Below are 17,849 nucleotides of genomic sequence, written 5' to 3'. Positions count from 1 at the left end.
ACATGATGAATCGCCTTTTTATCAGCGCGCTTATCCTCGCCGGACTGGTTGTTCCGGCCGGTGCGGCGAACCTCGTCAAAACCTACAGCTATTTCAGCGTGGGCGGGCGGACGCTGGAGGAAATCGAAAAGGAGCTTTCGAAGCGCGGGCCGCAGGTCAAGACGACCGGCAACCGGCATCCTGGCGCGACCCGCATGGTGTTTACCAGCCGCATCGGCTACGGCGAGAAGGATGGCTCGTGCCGCATCATGGCGGCGACGGTGACGGTGAAGACGCATGTGATCCTGCCGCGCTGGCGGCAGCGCGCGAAGGCGGATGCCGAGACGCGGGTGTTCTGGGATACGCTTTCCTCCGACATCAAGCGTCACGAGGAAAGCCACGTCGTCATCGCCAAGAACCATGCGCGCGAACTGGAGGATGCCCTCAAATCCAGCGCGGCGCAGAAGACCTGCGCGCAGGCCACGGCCAAGGCGAAGGAAATCACCGCCAAAATCCTGGAAAAGCACGATCAGGCGCAGTTGCAGTTCGACCGTGTGGAAGGGGTCAATTTCGAACGCCGCATCCTGCGGCTGCTTCGCTACAGGATGGAGCGCATCGACAACGGGCGTTTGCCCGGCTGAGCGCCGTATTCCGGCGGACCGAGGCGGCTCGACGACCAGCGATCGTCAGCTTTGACGCGCGGGAACCCTGACGACGAGGCCATCCAGCTCGGGGCGCACCCTGATCTGGCAGGACAGGCGTGAGTTGGGCTGAACGTCATAGGCGAAGTCCAGCATATCCTCCTCGGTGCTCTCGGGTTCGCCGACGACCGCTGTCCAGGCTTCGTCGACATAGACATGGCATGTGGCGCAGGCGCAGGCGCCGCCGCATTCGGCTTCGATGCCCGGCACAGCGTTGCGGACGGCGTTTTCCATGACTGTCGAGCCGTTGTCGGCCTGTACATCGAAATGCGTGCCGTCAAGGGCAATGAAGGTCAGTTTGGCCATTTGTCACCTGAAGGGAAGTCTCTGCCCGAATAACGGCTCTTCGGCACAAGTCAACAGGCGGCTGCGCGGCCCGTCGCCATTCGCCGGCAAGGGACAACCGGCGGCTGCGCGGGTTCAACGGCTGATAGCGGCGATGAAATCGCGGACTTCGTCGATGAGCACGCCCAGCCGCTTCAAGGCATGGACGTCTTCTGGATCTTTTTCGATGACAGCAGCGCAATCGGCTATGGCAAAGGCGCCGATGCCGCGCGCCGAACCCTTGAGTCCGTGCGCCATGAACAGGCGCTGCTTAGTGTCCGCGGACATGATCTTTTCCCGAACCGAGACAGCCTGGTGAATAAAAAGGTCGAGCACCTCACGCTCCACCTCGCGGTCTCCCAGCGTCTGGCGCGCCAGATGGACCAGATCGACAGGTCGGGACCTTGCCTTACCGCAGGTCTCGCCACCGGGCATGGAAAACGCCACACCGAAGTCGCCACGCATCACTCTTACCTCACGCAAATCAAAGGCGGCACGACGTTAGCGCCGCCCTCGTGGATATCGAGTTAACGGAAAGCCTGAAAAAAGGGCCGAAAAACGGCGCCGGACTCACGCCTTTGTTAACCTTATATTTAAAGTTTTACGTATGTGCCGGAATGCATGTTTTCTTTACCCCCCTGTGTCATTACGATACGAGGGGTCGAAATTCAGCCTCGTGCGCGGGCACCACAAGACAAATAACAGGTCCCGCGGCAGCTAGTACAGGGTAGCGAAGGCATGGCGAAGAAAACAACGACAACCAAGTCGCTCGACAGTGACGTAGCCAAGGAACTGGAACAGGCACTCGACCTGGACTTTTCCGGCGACGACGAAGGCGGCCTCGATATGGCCGCCTCGATGGAGGATTTGGAAGCCCAGATATCGCAGGCGGCCGACGAGCTGGCGCGCGCCGGGAGGGCCGAACATCCCCCCGTCAACGCGCCGCAGGCAGCCAGGACGCAGACGCCCGCAGCGGCCAAGCCGGCCGCGCATCAGGCAGGCAAGCCAACTTCGCAGCCGAAGCCCGCCGAACTGCGGCCGATCGAACCAGCGAATGGATCCCAGCCCTTCGCGCCCGCCAATGACGACCGGCAAAAGGATTTCCGGTCGCTGATGAACGGTCTCAACCGCCGCGGTTCGAACACCGTCTATTGGGTCGTTGCATTTCTTTCGATTGCCTGGGTTGCCGGCGCCGCCGCGCTGGCCAATCTGCTTTTCGGCCCCTCGATCTGGAGCATCAGCACGGTCGAGCAGTTGCTGGCCCGTCCAGAACTCATCGGCATGGCTGTCGCCACCGTCGTTCCGATCGTGCTCTTCTGGGCCTTCGCCGTGATGATCCGCCGCGCGCAGGACATGCGTCTTGCCGCCCAGTCGATGACGGAAGTCGCCTTCCGCCTCGCAGAGCCGGAAAACCTTGCACAGGACCGTGTGATGATGATCGGCCAGGCCGTGCGCCGCGAGGTTGCGGCCATGGGTGAAGGCATCGAACGCACGCTGGCGCGCGCCGTCGAGCTCGAAACGCTCGTCCACAGCGAAGTCAACCAGATCGAACGCTCCTATTCCGAGAACGAAGCACGAATCCGTCTTCTGGTCGATGGATTGGGGAATGAGCGGGAAGCTGTTGTCGGCCATGCCGAACGCGTGCGGGCGTCGATCTCCGGCGCGCATGAGACGCTGCGCGACGAGATCAATTCGGCCAGCGACATCATCCGTGAAAATATCCTCGGCGCATCGACCAAGCTGTCGATGACCATCACCAATTCGGGCGATACGCTGATCGACCGCATCAACGAAAGCTCGATGTCCATTTTCGATTCGGTCGAGACCCGGCTGGACACCATCACGGATCGGCTTTCGACCTCAGGCGAGGCCTTCGCCTCCCTCCTCGATACGCGCATCGCCAAGCTGACCGACAGCACCGACGGCTTGACCCGGTCGCTGACCGATCTGCTCGACGACCGCACCGCTGGCATGGTCTCTCTGCTCGGCGGCGCTGCACGTACGCTCAGTTCCGAGTTCGAAACCAGCCTCAACGGCATCGAACGCACGCTTGCCGAACGCGGACAGGCGCTCATCAGCGAATTCCAAACGCGCGCCGAAGCCCTCGACACCGGTACGCAGAAGCTCAACGCGGCGCTGGAAGCGCGCGCCCGTCAGATCAATGAGACGCTGGTCGAGCGGGCCCGCGAGATCGCTACCACCTTCACCGAAGGCAAGGACACGCTGTCAGCGATGATCGATCAGGGCCGCACCCAGATCGGCGCCGACATGGCCGACATCATCTCCTCGACGTCGACCATGCTGGAAGCACGGGCCGGGGATTTTGCCGGCCGCATGGAAGCCGCCCGTCATTCGGTGTCGCGCTCCTTCGACGCCGACATCGAGCGGCTCGCAGAGGCGCGCGCCGGCATCGAAGAAGCGGTGGAAAACCACAGCCGCAAACTGGCCGAGAGCCGCGAACGCATGGCCGCTGCCATGCACGCCGACATCGACCGGCTGGCCGAAGACCGGGCGGGCATCGACGCCGCGGTCGCCGGCCAGGTGCAGCAGCTTGCCGAGGGCCGCAACCTCATCTCGCGTGCGCTCGAAGAGGATCTGCGCAAGGTCAACGAATCCCGCGCCGCCATCGACGCCTCGCTCGGCGGCCATCTGGAACGACTGGAAGAAGGCCGCGCACGGTTGGCCCATGCGCTGAACCAAGACTCTGATAAACTTGTGCAAGCTCGTACGATCATTGATGAAATGGTTGCAGGACACGTCGGAAAACTGGCCGATGGCCGCAGCATCCTTTCGCGCGCCCTGGAGGCCGACCTGAACAAGTTGGCCGATAGCCGCGCCGACATTGACGGTCTTGTCACCGCTCAGGTCGAGAAGATTGCCGAGGGTCGCGCGCTGTTGGCCAAGGCCCTTGAAGCCGATGTCAACAGCCTCAAGAACCTGATGGAGGATCACTCTCTCAAGTTGGCCGACGACCGCAACCTGCTCGGGCAGAGCCTGGATACAGATCTTTCAAGCATTCGCCAGATGGTCGCTGATCATTCCGGCAGGCTCGTGGAGGAACGCGGACTGCTGTCGCAGACGCTGGAATCCGACCTCGCCAAGCTGGCCGAAAGCCGGTCGAGCATCGACGGGCTGGTCGCCGGACAGGTCGAGAAGCTCGCCGAAGGCCGCGATATCCTGCGCCGCGCGCTGGAATCCGATCTCAACACGATCAAGGGCGTCATTGCCGACCAGTCGCAGCAGCTCAGCGCCGACCGCGCCGCGTTCGCAAACAGCCTCGAAGGCGATTTGCGCAACGTCAACGAACTCGTCAACGCGCATATGGAGCGTCTTGCAGCGGACCGCTCCACCCTCGCCCGGGCGCTGGAAGACGATCTGGCGAAGCTGGCCGACAGCCGCTCCAGCATCGACGGTCTGGTTGCTGGCCAGGTCGAGAAGCTCGCCGAAGGCCGCGACATCCTGCGCCGCGCGCTGGAATCGGACCTGAACACGATCAGGGATGTCATCGCCGAACAGTCGCAGAAGCTGGTCGGGGATCGCGACCAGTTCGCACAGGCGCTCGAAGGCGACCTGCGCACCGTCAACGATCTGGTGAACAGCCATATGGAAAGGCTGGCCGCCGACCGCTCCACCCTCACCCGCGCCCTCGAGGACGATCTGGCCAAGCTGGCAGACAGCCGGTCAAGCATCGACGGGCTGGTCGCCGGCCAGGTCGAGAAACTCGCCGAGGGCCGCGACATCCTGCGCCGTGCGCTGGAAGAAGACCTTGCCAAGCTCGCCGAAAGCCGGTCGAGCATCGACGGGCTTGTCGCCGGTCAGGTCGAGAAGCTGGCGGAAGGCCGCGACATCCTGCGGCGCGCGCTCGAATCCGATCTCGAAAAGATCACGGAAAGCCGTGGCGGCATCGACGAGGTCATTGCCGGCCACGTCGGCAAGCTGGCCGAGGGCCGCAACATGCTGACCCGTGCGCTGGAAGACGACCTTGGACGGTTGTCGGAGGCGCGCCGTGAAATCGATACCGCCGTATCCGGCCATATCGATCAGATCGCCGTCAAGAGCACGCAGATATCCGACATCATCGCAACTGACATCGAGAAGATGGAAGAAGCGTTCAACCGCCAGACCGGCATCATCGAGGAGCGCGCCGGCACGATGGAGCGGGCGCTTTCCACCGGTGTCGACAACATTCGCGGCGTGCTCGAAAAGAGCGCCGTATTTGTTGCCGGTGCATTGCGTGAGAAGGTGATGGAAGTGACGTCCGCCCTGCACGAGCAGGCTGGCGCCGCGTTCTCCGACGCCGATCGCAAGATCGCCGAGCGGGCCGAACAGACCTCTGCCGCCTTGCTGGCTCGCGCCGAGGATATTGCCCGCGTCTTCGAGGAGAACGACAACCGCCTCGCGGCAAGGGCGCAGAGCACGTCCGAAACCTTGCTGGCACGCACCGAGGAAACGGCGGAACAGTTGGCCGCCCGTGCCGAGGACATCGCCAGCAGGTTCGACATCGCCGACCAGAGGCTCGTCGCACGCGCCATGGAAACGGCGCAGTCGCTTGCGGCGCGCGCCGGCGACATCCTGCGCAATTTCGAAAATGCCGACCAGCAGCTCGGACTGCGCATCGGCGAGTCGGCGGAAGCGCTGGCCGCCCGTGCCTCCGATCTTGGCCGTATATTCGATACCGCCGACCAGCAGCTGATGGCGCGTATCGCCGAAGGCTCGGAAGCCCTGACCACGCGCGCCTCCGAAATCGGACGCGTGTTCGAGGAAGCGGACGAGCGCCTCGCCTCCCGGATCGCCGAAACCTCGTCAGCCATCGGTGGTCATGCCGACAACATCGTCGGTGTGTTTTCCGAGACTGAACAGCGCGTTGCCGAGCGGGTGCGGCAGACCGGCCAGGAACTGGCGATCCACGCCCGCGAGATCGAGCAGGCGCTTGCCGGCGCCGACGAAAGACTGGCAGCCAGCGCGGCTGCCGCGGCCTCCCGGGTCGACGAGCAGATCACCAATGTGGAAAGCCGCCTGACCTCTTCCGCTGAAACAATGAGGAACAAGCTGGGCGAGCACATTTCGGAAGCCGAGAACCAGCTCGTTTCGCGCGCCAACACCATCGCCGAGACCTTCACGGCGGTTGGCCAGCACATCGGCCAGAGCACGAACGAGGCGGCCAAGACCATCGGCGCCAACACGCGGGAGCTCAACGCCATGCTGGCGGCCCGTTCGGAGGAAATTTCCAAGATCCTCGACGAAACCGCACGGCCGCTGGTCGACCGGTTCGCCGAGGGCGGTTCCGAACTGCAGCGAAGCATGGAGGAAGCCACCGAACGCGCCACCGAGAAGCTGCGCCAGGAAAACGCCGTCCTCCTGGACGCATTGGCCAACCGGACAACGGAAACGCTGTCTGCGGTCGAAGGCGCCCGCTCGACACTGGCCGAGAATGTCAGCGAGCTCCTCAACCGCATGACCGCCTCCAGCGCCCAGCTCAACCAACTGATCGAGAATGCCGCGACCAATCTGAGCGCGGTCGATGAAAAGCTCTCCGGCAGCACGCAGAGCTTCGCCGCGACCACCGAAAAAGCAGCGCAGACTTTCGCCAGCTCGGCGCGGCTGGTCGACACCAACACGACGCGTCTGACCGAACTGTCCTCGGCGACGCTTCGTGAGGTGGCTTCGATCGCGACACGCTTCGACGAACACAGCCGTCTGCTTTCCGGCGCGTCGGAACTGCTGGGTTCGGCACAGAGCAACCTCGAACATACGCTCGAGCGCCAGTCCTCGCTGGAAGATCTGGCTGTCGGCCTGGTCAAGAAATCCGAAGACCTCGAACGGGTCATGCGTTCGTTCGAGAACCTCGTCGGCCAGACGCTGGAGAACGCGGAAGGCAAGACGCTGGAATCGGCCAACAAAATCCGTGGGGCCATCAGCGAGGTCATCGACTCGGCGACCAAGCGCTTCGCCGATGCGACCGACGAGATGCGCCGCACGGCCGGCTCAATCAAGAACGAACTCGACCTTACCCGCGCGGAACTGAAGAAGGGTGTCATCGAGATGCCCGAGGAAGCAAAGGAATCGACCACGGCTATTCGCCGCGCCGTTTCCGAGCAGATCAACGCGCTCAAGGAACTTTCGGAGATCGTTGCGAAATCCGGACGTACAGTCGATGTCTCCGGGCCGCAAAGCCGGCCGGTGCAACCAACGGCAAACCGCACGCCGGAAGCGCCAAGCCGTCCCGCCCAGCCGCCGCAGGAGCGCCGGCAGCCGCAGGCTCCCGCGGAGCCGGCCCTTCGTGGTCCGCTTACTCTCGACCGGCCGGCCGAGACGACGCAGCGCCAGCGCGACGCCGGCGAACGCAATCCGCAAGGTGGATGGGTTCGCGATCTGCTGACGAAGGCCTCCCAGGAAGAGGCTTCCAAGCCCGCCGCGCCTGCCACAAGGCCGGAAGCGCCGAAGGCCGCACCGGCGAAGCGGTCGCCCCTGCATGTCGTGGAGTCTCTCAACTCGCTGTCGGTGGACATCGCCCGCGCCATCGACCATGACGCGTCGATCGAACTGTGGGGCCGCTACCGCCGGGGCGAGCGCGACGTGTTCACACGCCGCCTCTACACGCTCAAGGGCCAGCAGACCTTTGATGAAATCCGCCGCAAATACCAGGCGGAGGCCGAGTTCCGCGCAGCCGTCGACCGGTATTGCGACGACTTCGAGAAGCTGCTCAAGGACGTTTCGCGTAACGACCGCGATAACATCATGACGCAGACCTACCTGACGTCTGATACCGGCAAGGTCTACACCATGCTTGCCCATGCCAGCGGACGCCTGCGCTGAGCGAGACCCGAACTGCATTTCAAGGTAGACAATAAAAGGCGGGATTTTCCCGCCTTTTTATTTAACCCGTTATCGGACCTCCCCAGATCAAGCCAGGGTCGATCAGCTTCCCCCACAAGGAGAGAAGGCAACGCGACCGGTGCCGCCAATCTCTCACCATGGCAGTTCGCAAGAATAGATGCGCCAGGCTCCGCCCTCTCCCTTTGCGGGAGAAGGTGCCTGAACGAAGTGAAGGCGGATAAGGGAGCTGCTGCGAAGTGCGAAAGCTCAGATAGACGAATCCGTCCAGCGCACGATGTCCTGCGCCGCTTGGCCGAAGGCGTTGTCGAGCGCGGCCACATAAGCCTGGTTGCCGCCGCCAGAAACGGGCGCACTGGCCGTGAAGGTGCGCGAGGCGCGGACCTCGCCGTTGCGGTCGTTCAAAAGCCGCACGAAGAGTTCGACCTGCGCCTGTTCGCCCCTGTCGGCGCGAATTTCGAACGAGCGGACTTCCGTGATGACCTGATAGTCGATCGCCAACCCTTCACCGGGCTTGCCGACGCCGGCAAAGCTGCCCGAGCGCTGGAACGTCTCCGCCAGTCTGGCCTGCACGATCAGCGGCAGGCGGTCGGCCCATTGCGCGCCCTTGAGATACTGGATGGCGCGGTTGCCGGTCTTGATGACGATGTTCTGGCCGTCGAGCGCTTTGAGTGCGCTGGGCTCGGCAATCAGGATCTGACGCCGGCTATGGCTGCGGACCTCGACAGACGGAGCGGAAAGCTCAAAGGTGTCGAGCGGAGCCGGGCCGCCGCCGGGCAAGGCCGCACATCCGGCCATGCCAAGAGCAAGCAACGCAACGCCCGACCTGAATATAATCGACTTCACGCGATAATCCCACCGTACATGGGCCTTCCGGCCGGGCCATTACCGTCCCTCAACGGTCTTTTCTTGCTTTCGATGGCGGGCAAAGTCAACGCCGCGCCCTTCCGTCATACTGCCGAACCTCGCCGTCGCCGCCCGACAGGATACGCTGCGGGTTGCGCTGCAGGTCGGTGATCGCCTCTTCGATGCGATTGATCGAGCGGCGGCCATCCTGGACGAGCGCATCGACATTCTGCAGGCCCTGACCGGAGAACTTGGCGATGTTGTCGGTGATGGTGCCGAGCCGTGCGTTCAGTGTGTCGGCCGCCTGCTTGAACGACTTCAACGTCGCGCGGGCGTCCGCCATGACGCCATTGGTCTCGTCCGATCCAAGCAGCTTGTCCACCTTCACAAGGATGCCGTCGACACGGACCGACGCGTTGTTGAGGCGTTCGGCAAGCTGCTGGGCGTCATGGATGGTCTGATCGATGTCGTCGGCGCGGTCGCTGAACTTGTCGGTGATCTTGGCGATATCCTGCGTGGCCTTGTTGGCGTTCGCGCTGGCCTGCTGGATGTTGGTGAGCGCCTTGCGGACATCCTCGGCATTGACGCCATCGAGAACGCCATCGACCTTGGCCAGCGTTCCTTGCGTCTTCTGGGCGAAGTCGTTGATCGATCCCACAGCCGTGTTGACGCCCTGGATGATCTGGTCAAACTGGTCGCTCGACTTTTTCAGGCCCCGGGTGAACACCTCGACATTGGCGACGATCTGCTTGACCTGATCCTTGTCGACCGCGTTGAGCAGACCTTCCGCAGCCTTGAGGGTTCCGTCGAGCTTGCCGGATACGCCCTGCAATTCGACCGAAAGCGCGCTGACGCTGGCGAGGAACTTGTCGATGCCATCGGCATTGCGAGCCAGAGCATCCGAGAATGTCTGCGCATTCTGCACGGTCTGCGTGAGCGGGCCGCGCACGTCCTTGGTGAAGCCTTCCAGTTCCGAAATCACCTTGTCGGCACGGGTGAAGATGTCCTGCGCGGTTTGAAGCAGGTTGGTGACCGCTGACGGATTGGCGACGATCTCGGCCACCTTGCCTTCAGCCTCCGCCTGATCCAGCAGTTTGGGCTCGTTACGATCGGCGCCCTTCAGCTCGACGTTGGCCTGACCTGTCAGGCCGGCCAGACCGATATCAGCCTGCGTCGACCGGGTGATCGGGGTCGACCGGTCCACTTCCGTCTCGGCGATGGCCGCGTTGGGATTGTTCACGTCGATATAGACACGGCGCACATCGCCGACCTTGACGCCGTTGAAGAGCACGAAGCTGCCACGGCTCAGGCCGGAGGCGGACCCGGGAATACGAACGCGCAGGATCGCCGTCTCGCCCTTGTCGCCGATCGCCGCCGTCCAGTAGACAAACGCGAAGGCCGCCAGGATCGCGGCCAGCGTGAAGATGCCGACAATGACATAGTTGGCTCTGGTTTCCATGCGCTCTCTTCCCTAGGTCCTACGCCCGCGCCGCAAGATCAAGCTGCCGCGCGCGTTTCCCGCGGAAATAGGATTTGACCCACGGCTCCTCGCTTTTAAGCATATCCTCGATCGTGCCTTCGACCAGGACTCGCTTCTGGCCCAGCACGGCCACACGATCGCAAGCCGTAAAGAGCGAATCGAGATCGTGGGTGACCATGTAGACGGTCAGGTCCATCGTGTCGCGCAGCTTCACCACCAGTTCGTCGAAGTCGGCGGCGCCTATGGGATCGAGACCCGAAGTCGGCTCGTCAAGGAATACGATATCCGGATCGAGCGCCAGGGCCCGCGCCAGCGCCGCGCGCTTGATCATGCCGCCGGACAGTTCCGACGGGAATTTCTGCGCCGCGTCCTGCGGCAGACCGACAAGCTCGATCTTGAGCATCGCCAACTCGTCCATCAGCTTTTTCGGCAGGTCAAGATATTCCCGCATCGGCACCTGCACGTTTTCCATGACCGTGAGCGCGGAAAACAGCGCGCCATGCTGGAACAGCACGCCAAGACGCATGTCGATGCGAAGGCGCTCGCGCTCGCTCGCCTGATCGACATCGATGCCGAAGAGCTTGATGGTTCCTGCCTGCTTCTTGTTGAGGCCGAGGATTGTGCGCAGCAATACCGACTTGCCGGCTCCCGACGCGCCGACGAAACCCAGAATTTCGCCGCGCCTTATGTCCAGCGACAGCTTGTCGAGAATGAGCTTGTCGCCGAACGCGACGGTGATGTCGCGCGCCGACAGAACCAGATCGTCCTGACCCGGCGCTGCCTCGCTTACGTCCGCTGATTGGATCGCTGCTGTCATGTCAGAAATCGATCGCGGCGTAGAAAATGGCGAACAAGCCGTCGAGGATGATGACGACAAAGATCGACTTCACCACCGACGCGGTGACGTGCTGGCCAAGCGATTCCGCGCTGCCGCCCACCTTCATGCCCTCCACCGAAGCAATCGTGCCGATGATCATGGCCATGAATGGGGCCTTAATCAGGCCCGAGAAAATGCTGCTGAGGTCGATGGCGACGCGAAGCCGTTCGATGAATGCCGCCGGCGGAATGTCGGAATAGAGCCATGCGGCCACCATACCTCCACCGAGCGAAGCGAAATTGGCCATTATCGTCAGGCATGGCAATGCGATCACCAGCGCCACAAGGCGCGGAAAGACAAGCACGCCGATGGGATTGAGGCCGATGACCTTGAGGGCATCGACTTCCTCACGCATCTTCATGGAGCCAATCTCGGCGGTGATGGCGCTGCCCGAGCGCCCGGCGATCATGATGGCGGTCAAGAGCACGCCGAGTTCCCTGAGCACCAGCACGCCCACCAGGTCGACGACGAAGATATCGGCGCCGAAATAGCGCAACTGATAGGCGCCCTGCTGGGCAACGATGGCGCCGACGATGGCCGACATCAACAGCACCACCGGTATGGCGCCGACGCCCATCCGGTCGATCTGGTTGAAAATGGCGGCCGGATTCACGGCATGGCCGCGGCCGAGCTTCATCTGCGCCCCACGTATGGTGGCGCCAAGAATGTTCATGGAGGCGAAAAAGTCGTCCTTCATGTCGTAGACACGCCGACCGATGGCTTCCAGCATGCGCAGGACGATATTCGGCCGCTGCGGCGGCGGAACCTCGCCATCGCGCCGTGCCGCGTCGCCCACAGCCTGGAGCAGTATGGACGCGATCTCATTGTGGCCCTGAAGCTGGACCTCCACGCCCTTCTTCTCATTGGCGCTGATCAGGCGGTCGATGAGCCAGGCGCCAGCGGTATCGAGCTTTTCTATCTTCGAAAGATCGAGCGCCAGCGTCTTGAATCCGCTTTTGTTTTCGATCTCGCGCATGGCACTGTCGACCATCGCGACGGTGCGCGTGGTCCAGATGCCTGAAAAGGCGCAGCCAAGCACGCCATCTTCCTCGCCGACGGCGATCTGAGGCTGGTGCTCGGAGTCGGGGCCAGCGGGGCCCTTATCGCGTTTGCCGAGGGTCAACATGCGCCCTGTTTATCCCGGCAAGGCCTGCCTGTCGATTTGACTGCAAGGCCGCAAGGCCTTGTTCGGCAAGAAATATACGTGGCGTGTCATTTCGGTCGATGACGGCGGGAGACTTGTGGCGCGGGCTGAAATCAAGCTGCCGGGCGATATCGGCCGGCAACCACAATCATCAGCAACCCCGCCAGCGCCACCGGGATCATGGCGAAGAACCCGCCGCTGCCGAACCTTTCGTACATTGGTCCAGAGACCAGCGTCACGACGGCCATGCAGAAACCGTTGGCGAAATAGGCGATGCCTTGCGCCGCCCCGGTGCGTTCATCCGAGACGGATTCGGCGATCATGTTCTGGACGCCGATGATGACCAGCGCCGTGGAGAAGGCATGCAGCGCCTGTACGGCAAAAAGGCCAGAGAGCCCGAGGCCGAGAGGCCAGACCAGCGGGTAGAGTATCCAGCGGATAACGGCCCCCGCTGCCGCCAGGATCATAACGGAAACGACCGGCAGACGCCCGAAGAGGGAATTGAAGACGGTGAACATGACCACTTCGCACACGACGCCGAAGGCCCAGAGAACGCCGATGACGAAATCGTCCAGGCCGAGCGATTTCAGATAGATGGACAGGAATCCGTACATGAAGCCATGGCTGCCGATGATGATGCCGGTGCCGGCGGCGAAGAAAAGGAAATAGGGCGTGGCGAGCTTCGGCCCCGACTGCTGGATATCCACCACGGATAAAGGCGAAGACACGCGCGGCCTGCCCAGACGTGGGGCGAACAAACCTGTCAGCAAGGCAACGCAGAAGGCGGCGAAGACGATTGCCGGCACAATTTCAACGCCCATGCCGGCCAGGACGACGCCGCCCAGGAGGTTTGCCGCGAGAAACGAGATGGAGCCCCAGATCCGCATTGCCGTGTAGTTGGCGCCGAAACGCCGGACCCCGGAAAGCGCGATCGAGTCGGCCAGCGGGGAATGCGGTGCCCATACCACCGTCAGCGCCAGGGAAACGGTCAGCACGATGGCGTAGGTGGGCGTCAGAAAATATCCGGCAGAAAGCACAACGGAAGCCAACACCAATGCGATATAGACATCGGCCCGGTCGCGCGCCTTGTCGGCCAGCGCGGTGAAAAGAGGCGTGGTGAGAACCCGCAGGAAGATCGGTCCGGACAGGATCATCGCGATGTCTTCCGGGCCGAAATTGTTGGCTTCCAGCCACAGCGGGAAATATGGCAGGTAGATGCCGGCCGGCACGAGCAGGGTGAAGAACATCGCCGCCATGCGCAATTCGAAATAGCGCGGCTTGACCTTCTGTTCTGGCGACAGCGGCGGCAAGGACATGCAAACACGGTCCGGAAGGCGAATCGGTCCTGTCCGACTGCGCCTACGCGCCATTAACACGCTGAAAAACGAGGTGAAACCGGCTGGCCCAATGAATTACCTGGCCGCTTCGTCAGGCCGCGTGAGCCGGTTCCTTCTTTGCACGACCCTGCGTGACGGGCATGGATGTGATCGGCAAGGCGAAGACCGGCACCATCGGGTCCTCCGGCGTTTCAGCAGGCGCGGGCAGGACATGAGCCCAGTGCAGCAATTCCATGCGCCCGTCGAAATGCTCGACCACCGCCGTACAGCTTTCCACCCAGTCTCCAGTGTTGATGTATTCCACGTCGCCAAAGGCGTCGATGACGGCGTGGTGGATGTGGCCGCAGATCACGCCGTCGACCTCTGAGCGGCGGGCTTCCTCGGCAAGCACCGCCTGGAAGGAACCGATGAAATTCACGGCCTTTTTCACCCTGGTCTTGGCCCAGGAAGAAAAAGACCAATAGGGCATGCCGAACAGGCGGCGCATACGACCGACGACCCGGTTGATGAACATGGCCGCGTCATAGGCATAGTCGCCGAAATAGGCGAGCCAGCGCACATTGTGGACCACCGTATCGAACTGGTCGCCATGGATGACGAGAAAGCGCCTGCCATCGGCGGTTTCGTGGATCGCCCTGTCGGCAACGACGATGCCGCCGAAATGGGTGCCCTGGAAATCACGGGCGAATTCGTCGTGGTTGCCAGCGATATAGGTGATGCTTGCGCCTTTGCGGGCCTTGCGCAGCAGCTTCTGGACAACATCGTTGTGGCTCTGCGGCCAGTGCCAGGAGCGGCGCAGCCGCCAGCCGTCGACGATATCGCCGACAAGGTAGATGATATCGGCGTCATGGTGGCGCAGGAAATCGATCAGGAATTCCGCCTTGGCCGCCTTCGAGCCGAGATGGATATCGGACAGGAATATGCTGCGGAACGTGCGGGGTTGGGCACTGGGCATCGCGACCTCACCTTTCGCGATGCGTATGCCCCGATTCATGCAACAAACATATGACGGTTGCGGCTTGCCCCGAAGCAAGGCTAGCCTTCCCGCAAACAGGAAAGGATTTCAAAGTGGATTTGGGAATACGCGGCAAGAAGGCGATCATATGCGCATCGAGCAAGGGACTGGGCCGCGGCTGCGCCACAGCGCTCGCCGAAGCCGGTTGCGATCTGATCGTCAATGGCCGCGATGCGGATGTGCTCGCCCGGACCGCTGAAGACCTGAGGCGTCGGCATGGCGTTGCCGTGACCGAGGTTGCAGGTGATGTCTCGATGCCCGACGTCCAGATGGCCCTGCTCGCCGCCTGCCCCGACCCGGACATCCTGGTCAACAACAATGGCGGACCGCCCTTTCGCGATTTCCGCGAACTGGACCGCGAAAAAATCCTTCAAGGCGTCACCCAGAACATGGTGACGCCGATCGAGCTGATCAAAGCGGTGATCGACGGCATGGCCGAGCGCGGCTTCGGCCGCATCGTCAACATCACTTCGCTCTCGGTCTATATGCCGCTTGCGGGGCTGGATCTGTCTTCGGGAGCACGCGCGGGCCTCACCTCGTTCCTGGCGGGCGTGGCGCGCACGGTGATCGACCGCAACGTCACCATCAACAACATGCTGCCGGGCAAGCTCGACACCGATCGGCTGCGCGGTCCGCATGAACCCGGTTCGGTCGAATCGCCGGAGGCCGCGGCGGCGCGAAAGGCGCGCATCAGCGCCGAAATCCCGGCCAAAAGGCTCGGAACGCCGGAGGAATTCGGTCAGATCTGCGCGTTTCTTTGCTCCATCCATGCCGGTTATCTGACGGGGCAGAATATCCCGGTCGACGGCGGACTTTACGTCAGTGCTTTCTAGACTGAGAGACGCAGCGGGCCGCGCCGATCCGGGTCGATTCCGGGCTGCCGTACATTTGATGGCCGGGACCGGCTTTTCGGCGTAAGAGAACCAAAAAAGAGATTCCACGGGGCCGAGCATGGACGCCGAGAACAAAAAAGCTGCGCGATCCGACCTCGACGAGGCGGCGCTGTTCTTTCACAAATTCCCGACACCGGGAAAACTCGAGATCCAGGCGACCAAGCCGCTGGGCAACCAGCGCGACCTGGCGTTGGCCTATTCTCCCGGCGTCGCAGCACCCTGCCTGGAAATCCGCGACGATCCGGCGACCGCCGCCGATTATACCGGCCGCGCCAATCTGGTGGCGGTGGTCTCCAACGGCTCCGCTGTGCTCGGCCTCGGCAATATCGGCCCGCTGGCCTCCAAGCCGGTGATGGAAGGCAAGGCGGTCCTGTTCAAGAAATTCGCCGGCATCGACGTTTTCGACATCGAAATCGACGCGCCGGGAATCGACCGCATGGTGGAAACCGTCTCAGCGCTGGAGCCGACCTTTGGCGGCATCAATCTGGAGGACATCAAGGCCCCGGAGTGCTTCGAGGTCGAGGAACGGCTGAAGGCGCGCATGGGCATTCCGGTCTTCCACGACGACCAGCATGGCACCGCCATCATCGTGGCGGCGGCGGTGCTGAACGGGCTGGAGTTGGCGGGTAAAAAGATAGAGGACGTCAAGATCGTCACGTCCGGCGCGGGGGCGGCGGCGCTGGCTTGCCTAAACCTTCTGGTGTCGCTCGGCGCACGCATCGAGAATATCTGGGTCACCGACCGTTTCGGCGTCGCCTACAAGGGCCGCACCGAGGAAATGGATCGCTGGAAGGACCCATACGTCAAGGATACCCCTGCCCGCGTGCTGGCCGATGTCATTTCCGGCGCCGATGTTTTCCTCGGCCTGTCGGCGGCGGGCGTGCTGAAACCGGAATTGCTGGCCGAGATGGCGCCGAAGCCGCTCATCCTAGCGCTTGCCAATCCCAACCCCGAAATCATGCCGGAAATGGCGCGCGCCGCCCGACCGGACGCGATGATCTGTACCGGTCGTTCCGATTTTCCCAATCAGGTCAACAACGTATTGTGTTTTCCTTACATCTTCCGCGGTGCGCTGGATTGTGGCGCCAGCGCCATCAACGAAGAAATGAAGATGGCCGCGGTGCGCGCCATCGCGGCGCTTGCGCGCGAGGAGCCTTCCGACGTGGCGGCGCGCGCCTATTCAGGCGAAACGCCGATATTCGGGCCGGATTTCCTGATTCCCTCGCCCTTCGACCCGCGCCTGATCCTGCGGATCGCACCGGCCGTGGCCAAGGCCGCCAACGACAGTGGCGTTGCGACGCGGCCCATTGCCGACATGCCCGCCTACATCGACAAGCTGAACCGCTTCGTCTTCCGCTCCGGGCTGGTGATGAAGCCAGTGTTCTCGGCAGCCAAGACGTCGAACGCCAAGCGCGTCATCTATGCCGACGGCGAGGACGAGCGCGTGCTGCGCGCCGCGCAAGTGGTGCTCGAGGAAGGCATCGCCTCGCCGATCCTGATCGGCCGGCCGCATGTCATCGAGGTGCGCCTGAAGCGCTACGGGCTGCGCATCAAGCAGGGCGTCGACTTCGACCTCATCAATCCCGAGGACGATCCGCGCTACCGGCACTATGTCGATCTGCTGATCGAACGCGGCGGACGGCGCGGCGTCACCCCGGAAGCGGCCCGCACCATGGTTCGCACCGACAACACCGTGATCGCCGCCCTCGCGCTCCAGCGCGGCGACGCCGACGCGATGATCTGTGGGCTGGAGGGACGCTTTGCCCGGCACCTTCGAAACGTCACGCTCATCATCGGTGCACGCGCCGGCATCAAGGACCGCGACCTGTCGACGCTTTCCATGCTGATTTCCCAGCGCGGCGTGCTTTTCCTGACCGACACCTATGTGACGATCGATCCAACCGCCGAGGAGATCGCCGAGATGACGATCCTGGCGGCGGAGGAAATCCGGCGGTTCGGCATCGAGCCGAAAGCCGCCCTGCTGTCGCTTTCGGATTTCGGCTCACGCGATGCGCCAAGCGCGCAGAAGATGCGCAAGGCTGCCGAAATCCTGGCCCGCGTCGCGCCGGACCTCGAATGCGACGGCGAAATGCACGCTGATTCCGCCCTCTCTGAACATCTACGCCAGCGCGTGTTCCCGCATTCGCGGCTGAAGGGCGAAGCCAACCTGCTTGTGTTCCCGAGCCTGGATTCGGCCAACATCACGTTGACGGCGCTGCGCACCATGCTGGATGCGCTGCATGTCGGGCCGATCCTGCTGGGAACGGAAAAACCTGCCCATATCCTCACCCCCTCCGTTACATCGCGCGGCGTCGTCAACATGACGGCGCTGGCGGTGGTCGAGGCTTCCCAACAGGCGCAGGCCACGCTGAAGCTTCAGGATCGGATGGCTGAGACAGGTCCGGCAACAGGCTAAAGA

The 17,849-nt window shown here is 62.8% G+C and carries 12 protein-coding genes; 4 read left to right on the top strand and 8 right to left on the bottom strand.

Annotated elements, in window-relative coordinates; genetic code table 11:
• Nucleotides 1-2 precede the first annotated feature (2 nt).
• On the top strand, nucleotides 3-620 hold the full coding sequence (locus J2X35_RS04820) for a DUF922 domain-containing Zn-dependent protease (RefSeq protein WP_082542381.1): 618 nt from the start codon (nucleotides 3-5) through the stop codon (nucleotides 618-620).
• 45 nt (nucleotides 621-665) lie between these two features.
• On the opposite strand, the gene J2X35_RS04815 is transcribed toward J2X35_RS04820, so the two are convergent.
• Both J2X35_RS04815 and J2X35_RS04810 read right to left on the bottom strand, forming a co-directional pair.
• On the bottom strand, nucleotides 666-986 hold the full coding sequence (locus J2X35_RS04815) for a 2Fe-2S iron-sulfur cluster-binding protein (RefSeq protein ID WP_056109326.1): 321 nt from the start codon (nucleotides 984-986) through the stop codon (nucleotides 666-668).
• 114 nt (nucleotides 987-1,100) lie between these two features.
• Complete coding sequence (locus J2X35_RS04810) at nucleotides 1,101-1,469, bottom strand: Hpt domain-containing protein (RefSeq protein WP_056109324.1); 369 nt, start codon at nucleotides 1,467-1,469, stop codon at nucleotides 1,101-1,103.
• A 273-nt stretch (nucleotides 1,470-1,742) separates the two neighbouring features.
• On the opposite strand from J2X35_RS04810, the gene J2X35_RS04805 reads away from it, so the two are divergent.
• Nucleotides 1,743-7,820 carry a kinesin gene (locus tag J2X35_RS04805; RefSeq protein ID WP_310181905.1) on the top strand — a complete coding sequence of 2,026 codons (6,078 nt, stop codon included), beginning with the start codon at nucleotides 1,743-1,745 and terminating at the stop codon, nucleotides 7,818-7,820.
• Between the two features lie 267 nt (nucleotides 7,821-8,087).
• Here the strand turns inward: J2X35_RS04805 and J2X35_RS04800 are convergent, their stop codons facing one another.
• From J2X35_RS04800 to J2X35_RS04775, 6 genes are all read right to left on the bottom strand, one after another.
• Entirely contained in the window at nucleotides 8,088-8,636 is a 549-nt protein-coding gene (locus J2X35_RS04800; protein ID WP_310183734.1) for an ABC-type transport auxiliary lipoprotein family protein, read from the bottom strand.
• Nucleotides 8,637-8,769: 133 nt separating this feature from the next.
• Nucleotides 8,770-10,143 carry an MlaD family protein gene (locus J2X35_RS04795; protein WP_056109318.1) on the bottom strand — a complete coding sequence of 458 codons (1,374 nt, stop codon included), beginning with the start codon at nucleotides 10,141-10,143 and terminating at the stop codon, nucleotides 8,770-8,772.
• Between the two features lie 19 nt (nucleotides 10,144-10,162).
• A complete protein-coding gene (locus J2X35_RS04790; protein ID WP_310181903.1) occupies nucleotides 10,163-10,981 on the bottom strand; it encodes an ABC transporter ATP-binding protein in 819 nt (272 codons plus the stop codon).
• Between the two features lies 1 nt (nucleotide 10,982).
• A complete protein-coding gene (locus tag J2X35_RS04785; protein WP_056109314.1) occupies nucleotides 10,983-12,167 on the bottom strand; it encodes an ABC transporter permease in 1,185 nt (394 codons plus the stop codon).
• A 131-nt stretch (nucleotides 12,168-12,298) separates the two neighbouring features.
• Nucleotides 12,299-13,501, bottom strand: a complete 1,203-nt coding sequence (locus J2X35_RS04780) for an MFS transporter (protein WP_310181900.1) — start codon at nucleotides 13,499-13,501, stop codon at nucleotides 12,299-12,301.
• A 112-nt stretch (nucleotides 13,502-13,613) separates the two neighbouring features.
• Complete coding sequence (locus J2X35_RS04775; protein ID WP_310181899.1) at nucleotides 13,614-14,477, bottom strand: UDP-2,3-diacylglucosamine diphosphatase; 864 nt, start codon at nucleotides 14,475-14,477, stop codon at nucleotides 13,614-13,616.
• Nucleotides 14,478-14,590: 113 nt separating this feature from the next.
• On the opposite strand from J2X35_RS04775, the gene J2X35_RS04770 reads away from it, so the two are divergent.
• Nucleotides 14,591-15,370 (top strand): SDR family oxidoreductase, encoded by a 780-nt coding sequence (locus J2X35_RS04770; RefSeq protein WP_310181897.1) that lies wholly within the window; start codon nucleotides 14,591-14,593, stop codon nucleotides 15,368-15,370.
• 118 nt (nucleotides 15,371-15,488) lie between these two features.
• The gene (locus tag J2X35_RS04765) at nucleotides 15,489-17,846 is read left to right on the top strand and encodes an NADP-dependent malic enzyme (protein WP_056109308.1); all 2,358 of its coding nucleotides are present in this window, start codon (nucleotides 15,489-15,491) and stop codon (nucleotides 17,844-17,846) included.
• Nucleotides 17,847-17,849 lie beyond the last annotated feature (3 nt).

This window comes from Mesorhizobium sp. BE184 (assembly GCF_031457045.1).
GTDB lineage: Bacteria > Pseudomonadota > Alphaproteobacteria > Rhizobiales > Rhizobiaceae > Mesorhizobium.
The sequence above is the reverse complement of the archived record's forward strand: the minus strand, read 5'-3'. Positions and strand labels throughout refer to the sequence as shown.